Below are 5,935 nucleotides of genomic sequence, written 5' to 3'. Positions count from 1 at the left end.
TAGGTCGGGTAACCGGCGCGAGGGTTCAAATCCCTCCTTCTCCGCCATGGGCCCGTTGGTCAAGTGGTTAAGACACCGCCCTTTCACGGCGGTAACACGGGTTCGAATCCCGTACGGGTCATACTAAAAACAGTAGATGCATTTGCATCTACTGTTTTTTGATATTCATAGATACAAAATTTACTCTTGATTCAATGCATTTTCATCCATATAAACCACTTCCCAGATATGCCCATCTACATCTTGAAAACCCCAACCATACATAAATCCGTGATCTTGTGGTTCACTATATGGTTTACCACCAGAGGCAAGTGCCTTATTCACTAATTGATCTACTTGTTCTCGGCTTTCAGCAGAAAGACATAAGATTGCTTCTGCAGAAGTAGTAGTATCTGTAACTTCTTTCTTACTAAATCCTTTAAATCGTTCTTCAACCATTATTAATGCGAAGATATTTTCACTAATAATCATTGAGGCTGTTGTTTCATCACTGAATTGTTGATTGAACTCAAAACCTAATTCCTTAAAAAAACTGATAGATTTGTTTAGATCTTTTACTGGTAAATTGATAAAGATATTTTTCGATTGAAAAGCCATTTAATATCACCTCCAAATTGACAGTATCATGGAGCATAAAGTCGTGTCAATTTTAGCAATGTAGGCGAAAATGGAAGCCATTAGCACTATTGAAAGCAGGTGTTTGTAAACAAAAACAGAAAGGTTATATCTTCAACCTTTCTGTTTAAAAAGTTTAACTATTTATCCTCTGGCTAGCATTCTATCAAGTGAACTAAGTGCTTCAGCGGTAGTATGTTCATCTACTTGTATACGGTTATGAGGTTGACCTTGCTCAATACTTTCTAAGCTCCATAACAAATGTGGAAGGTCAATTCGATTCATTGTTAAACAAGGACAAAAGTTTTCATTTAAGGAGACAATATGTTTATCAGGATGCTGCTTAATAATGCGATTGACAAGATTCATTTCTGTTCCAATTGCCCATGCAGATCCGCTTGGAGCTCGATTGATTGTATCAATAATGTATTTTGTGGAGCCTGCATCATCAGCCGCTGCTACCACTTCACGGCTGCACTCTGGGTGAACGATAATCCTCATAGTCGGGTGTTCTTTGCGAATAACCTCTGTATGTTGAACCGTAAACCCTTCGTGCACAGAGCAGTGACCCTTCCAAAGAATAACCTGGATATTTTCAAGAGGCTCTTTTGTTTCGAGCAAGTTCTTATGTGGATTCCAAACAGCCATATTTTCAAGAGGTATACCTAAATCATAGGCAGTATTCCTTCCTAAATGTTGGTCAGGTAAAAAGAAGATACGCTGTTTTTGGGTAAAAGCCCATTGAACAAGTTCCTTTGCATTCGATGAAGTGACACAAGCACCACCATGCCTTCCAGTAAAGGCTTTAATAGCCGCAGTTGAATTAACATAGGTTAGAGGAATAATCGTATCACCAAAGAGTTCTTGAAGAATGGGCCATGCTTGTTCTGTTTGATAAATATCTGCCATATCAGCCATTGAACAACCAGCGCGCATATCTGGTAAATAGACACGTTGCTGTTTCGTTGTCAGCATATCAGCAGTCTCTGCCATAAAATGTACACCGCAAAATACGATGTGTTCAGCTTCCTTATTTGCTGCGGATAATTGAGCTAACTGTAAAGAATCCCCAGTTGCGTCTGCAAATTGAATGACTTCATCTTTTTGATAATGGTGGGCAGGAATAAATAATTTAGGACCTAATTTTTTCTTTATTGATAAAATACGAGATTCCATTTCCTTTACAGATAGTTCCCGATAATGCTCTGGGAGTAATGTCGTCTGTTGTAATAAACTAGTGATGGACAAGGGAATGATCTCCTTTCATTTGAACGAGTGCACTAATATCAAAAGCTTTAACTGAATGTGTTAAGGAGCCAAGTGAAATCCATTGAATACCCGATTGGGCATATGCCTTTAAATTTTCAAGTGTGATGCCCCCAGATGCTTCAGTCGCAATAGTGGGAGGAACAATGGGAAGCCATGCACGAATTTCTTCTGGGCTACGGTTATCAAACATAATAATATCTGCTCCTGCGTTGATAGCTTCTTCTAATTGTTCTTTTGTTTCAATTTCAACTTCAATTTTTACGGTATGACCGACTTTTACTTTAGCGGCCTGAACTGCCTTTGTAATGCTACCAGCAAAGGCAATATGATTATCCTTTAGCATAATTGCGTCATACAGGCCATTACGATGATTAAAAGCACCACCAATTCGAACAGCATATTTATCTAACATACGCAGTCCTGGTAGTGTTTTACGCGTATCACATATTTTTGCGTGAGTACCTACTGTTTCTTGAACGGCAAGATGGGCTGCCGTTGCAATAGCAGACATACGTTGAATAAGATTTAAAATGACACGCTCACCGATTAATAACTTTTGTAAGGGACCTTTAATCACAGCGAGTACATCACCTGACTTAACCATCTCTCCATCTTTTTTATGAAGGTTGACTTCGATTGATCGATCGAGTAAGAGAAAGCCATGCTCAATAATGTTAGCCCCGCAAAAAATTCCGCTTTCTTTCGCGTAAAAAGAAAAAGCTCCCTGCTGTTCGGGTGAAAAGATAAATTCACTCGATAAATCTCCATCTCCTAAATCCTCATTAAAAAATTGCTTGAGCATTTCCTCGAGTTTGATGATATTCATACAATGAGTTCCTCACTTTCATTTGTCCTTGCGAAAAAATAATCCATCGGCTTGCCCATTGTGATTTCATTTCGGGTTTATCCGTTCGAATATGAGCTCCTCTTGTTTCCGTTCGGGTAATTGCTGCATGTGCCATTAATGTGGCGACTACATGCATCATAAATAATTCCAACTCAGCTAGTTCAAGACCCTTTAAATTAACTTGAGTAAGTGATTGCAAGGAGGGGAGTTGCTTTGCAAAATGCTGCAAGTCATCAATATTTCTAACAATACCTAGGAACCGCATCATGTGTTGCTGTAATTGGGGTTTGCTAAATAAAGGTGGCATTTTATCAGCACATTGATGCTTTTCCAGTAAAAAGTTTTTTTGATGACACCCTTTTTGAATAATGTACTGCGCCATTTTTTGACCAAATGTAATACCTTCCAATAGGGAGTTACTTGCTAAACGATTCGCGCCATGTACGCCTGTACAGGCAACCTCACCGACTGCATATAAGTTTGGTATAGTAGTTCTTCCTTTGTCATCAGCAATAACACCACCCATCAAGAAATGACTTCCTGGAGCCACGGGGATTAGGCCATCTTGTAAATGAACGTGATGAACATGGCATAGCTGAGCAATTGTTGGAAATTTTTCTTCAAAGTCGTGAATGTTAGTGATATCAATATACGTTTCTTCACCAGCTGCACGTTTTGTAAATAGGGCAAGTGCAGTAATATGTCTTGGTGCTAGGTCAAGTTGAGCATGTAAACCTTTCATAATGGGCTGATGCTGTGCATTAACAAAAATACCACCAGCCCCTCTGACAGCTTCAGAAACTAATCCCTTTGCTTCATTTTTACACCAAAGAAGACTCGGGTGAAATTGCATAAATTCCATATCACTAATGGCAGCGCCTGCTCGAAATGCTAATGCGATCCCATCCCCTGTATTAGTTGGAAAATTAGATGTACTTGAATAAAGGGCACCTGCGCCACCTGTCGCTAAAATAACATGATGTGCCAAATAACGTTTTGTACCTTTTTCTCCTTTGGTTAATACTCCTACACAGTCACCATCTGTATTCCGTAAAAGCTCATAAGCCATTTCATAGCAATTGATCTTTGTTTTGGGTGAGAGTTTATGAAGCAAATAATCTATGAAAATCTGACCAGTACGATCACCACCTGCATGTAGAATACGATGATGACTATGTGCTCCTTCAAGTCCTAGAGCAGGTTTTCCATCGACCTGCCGATCAACAGGGAGGCCATCCTTTAGATAGTTTTGCATAATCTCAGTGCCATCTTTTATAAGTGTTTTAACATGCCTTTTCTCATGATGATACTCGCCAGCTTTCAATGTATCAGCAATATGGTGTTGAATATGATCTTCCTCACTAGTAACAGCAGCAATCCCACCTTGTGCACGGTAAGAACTACTCATATATAAAGATGATTTTGTAACAATTTGTATTTGAAAATGTTTTTCAAGCACTAAAGCAGCCTGAAGTGCAGCAATTCCACTACCAATTATAAGGACGTCTGTCTTTACATCCATAGTTATACCTTCTTTACAGTTGTCTTGACACTTATCTTTACATAAAATAAAAAAGAAAACAAGACCTGATGAACAAGAGAGGAAGAAGACGATGATTTATATGGATTATGCTGCAACATCACCTATGATGAGGGAATCTCTTGAGGCCTATGTAGAGGTGGCACAACGGTATTATGGAAATAGTGCGAGTCTGCATGATTTAGGGGGACAAGCCCTTTATTTTGTCCAGCAATCAAGAGAGGTTGTAGCCCAAGCCCTAGGTGTAACTAGTGATGGTGTAATTTTTACGGGTAGTGGAACAGAGGGAAATCTCATAGCCATCTTGTCGTTAGCACTAGCCTCAAAAAAAGGAAAACACATTATTTCTTCTCAAGCTGAGCATACGTCAGTGCATGCAGCTTTGAATACACTTGAGAAAAAGGGCTTTACTGTAACAAAATTACCTTTGCAGAAGGATGGTTGTGTTGATCTGGGACAATTGCAACAAGCAATCCGAGAAGAGACTGCTTTGATTACCATTCAACATGTCAATTCTGAAATTGGTTCAATCCAGCCTGTAGAGAAAATCGTAAAGATGGCAAGAAAATCAAATATTTTCTGTCACGTTGATTGTGTACAATCATTTGGTAAACTAGCTATACCAAAGGGGGCCGATGCTATTACCATCTCGGCTCATAAAATAGGTGGGCCAAAGGGCTGCGGTGCTATATATATGAACCCTGCAATCAGAGTACCTGCATTAACACCAGGTGTGACACATGAGAGGGGTCTTAGAGGGGGAACATTAGATACTCCTGCAATCGTGGCCTTTGCCGCGGCAATTGAAAACTATCAATATGAGTTGCAACATTATGAAACGTTAAGAGATTATTTTGAAAATAATTTACCTGAAACATGTCAGCTCGTTGAATGTAAACAGCAACTACCTAATATTTGTGGGGTAATGATGGAGAAAGTAGAGGGGCAATATGTTCTTTTAAAGTTAAATGAGGCGGGAATCTGTATCTCTACTGGTAGTGCATGTGATATTCATAGTGAATCGGGAACAAAGGCTATTCTATCTATGGGGTTCTCTTTGGAAGCGGCACGCCAATTTTTTAGAATATCTTTTGGTCCTTCTACTACACTTGAGGATATTGTAAAATTAAAAATAGAGCTTTCAAATATTTAATGAAAAGAAGAGTGAAGGATTATCTATATTCTTCACTTGTATTGAAATAGATTATAAGCTAAGAATATCGGCAAATAAAATAATTGTTTTCTTTTGAACCAACAATTGCTATAATATTTTGCAGGGCAATATTTTCTCTTACTTAACAAAAATAACTTTAAAAAGTAATAATTTCTTTTTTTTATAAAAAAGTATTGCACAATGTTAGAAAACGTTATACAATAATTCTTGTCTTGAAGGACAGGTAAACAACTTCAAAACAAGATACATAACAAAGTCTAGTGATGATGGCAAAGAGGTCACACCCGTTCCCATACCGAACACGGAAGTTAAGCTCTTTAGCGCCGATGGTAGTTGGGGGCTTCCCCCTGTGAGAGTAGGACGTCGCTAGGCATAATACCCAGGAGGATTAGCTCAGCTGGGAGAGCATCTGCCTTACAAGCAGAGGGTCGGCGGTTCGAGCCCGTCATCCTCCACCATATGCCGGTTTAGCTCAGCAGGTAGAGCAACT

At 39.1% G+C, this 5,935-nt stretch carries 5 protein-coding genes, 2 tRNA genes and 1 rRNA gene; 4 read left to right on the top strand and 4 right to left on the bottom strand.

The window, feature by feature from the left end:
- Positions 1 to 49 precede the first annotated feature (49 nt).
- Positions 50 to 121 (top strand) — tRNA-Glu (locus RCJ95_RS23680).
- 59 nt (positions 122 to 180) lie between these two features.
- Here the strand turns inward: RCJ95_RS23680 and RCJ95_RS23675 are convergent.
- The 4 genes from RCJ95_RS23675 to nadB form a co-directional block, all read right to left on the bottom strand.
- Positions 181 to 597 (bottom strand): VOC family protein, encoded by a 417-nt coding sequence (locus RCJ95_RS23675; protein WP_221683483.1) that lies wholly within the window; start codon positions 595 to 597, stop codon positions 181 to 183.
- A gap of 162 nt (positions 598 to 759) precedes the next feature.
- Positions 760 to 1,863 carry a quinolinate synthase NadA gene (nadA, locus tag RCJ95_RS23670; RefSeq protein ID WP_274769999.1) on the bottom strand — a complete coding sequence of 368 codons (1,104 nt, stop codon included), beginning with the start codon at positions 1,861 to 1,863 and terminating at the stop codon, positions 760 to 762.
- Complete coding sequence (gene nadC / locus RCJ95_RS23665) at positions 1,850 to 2,710, bottom strand: carboxylating nicotinate-nucleotide diphosphorylase (RefSeq protein ID WP_274769998.1); 861 nt, start codon at positions 2,708 to 2,710, stop codon at positions 1,850 to 1,852. Before nadC ends, nadA begins: the two co-directional genes overlap by 14 nt.
- On the bottom strand, positions 2,667 to 4,253 hold the full coding sequence (gene nadB, locus RCJ95_RS23660) for an L-aspartate oxidase (RefSeq protein ID WP_257520396.1): 1,587 nt from the start codon (positions 4,251 to 4,253) through the stop codon (positions 2,667 to 2,669). The genes nadC and nadB overlap by 44 nt, the downstream gene beginning before the upstream one ends.
- Before the next feature lie 100 nt (positions 4,254 to 4,353).
- On the opposite strand from nadB, the gene RCJ95_RS23655 reads away from it, so the two are divergent.
- The 3 genes from RCJ95_RS23655 (at position 4,354) to RCJ95_RS23645 (ending at position 5,903) form a co-directional block, all read left to right on the top strand.
- Positions 4,354 to 5,424: a cysteine desulfurase family protein gene (locus tag RCJ95_RS23655; protein ID WP_257522546.1), complete on the top strand. Its 1,071-nt coding sequence runs from the start codon at positions 4,354 to 4,356 to the stop codon at positions 5,422 to 5,424.
- 277 nt (positions 5,425 to 5,701) lie between these two features.
- Positions 5,702 to 5,817, top strand: a 5S ribosomal RNA gene (rrf, locus tag RCJ95_RS23650).
- Between the two features lie 10 nt (positions 5,818 to 5,827).
- Positions 5,828 to 5,903, top strand: a tRNA-Val gene (locus tag RCJ95_RS23645).
- The last annotated feature ends 32 nt before the right edge of the window (positions 5,904 to 5,935 follow it).

It is taken from the genome of Lysinibacillus sp. BSL11 (genome assembly GCF_052928325.1).
This window is presented reverse-complemented; position numbering and strand designations above follow the sequence as displayed.

What these genes read in the sequence shown, in the direction of transcription:
- nadB (WP_257520396.1), bottom strand. Translation starts at nt 4,253, where the DNA reads ATGGATGTAAAGACAGACGTCCTTATAATTGGTAGTGGAATTGCTGCA.
- RCJ95_RS23655 (WP_257522546.1), top strand. Translation starts at nt 4,354, where the DNA reads ATGGATTATGCTGCAACATCACCTATGATGAGGGAATCTCTTGAGGCC.
- nadC (WP_274769998.1), bottom strand. Translation starts at nt 2,710, where the DNA reads ATGAATATCATCAAACTCGAGGAAATGCTCAAGCAATTTTTTAATGAG.
- RCJ95_RS23675 (WP_221683483.1), bottom strand. Translation starts at nt 597, where the DNA reads ATGGCTTTTCAATCGAAAAATATCTTTATCAATTTACCAGTAAAAGAT.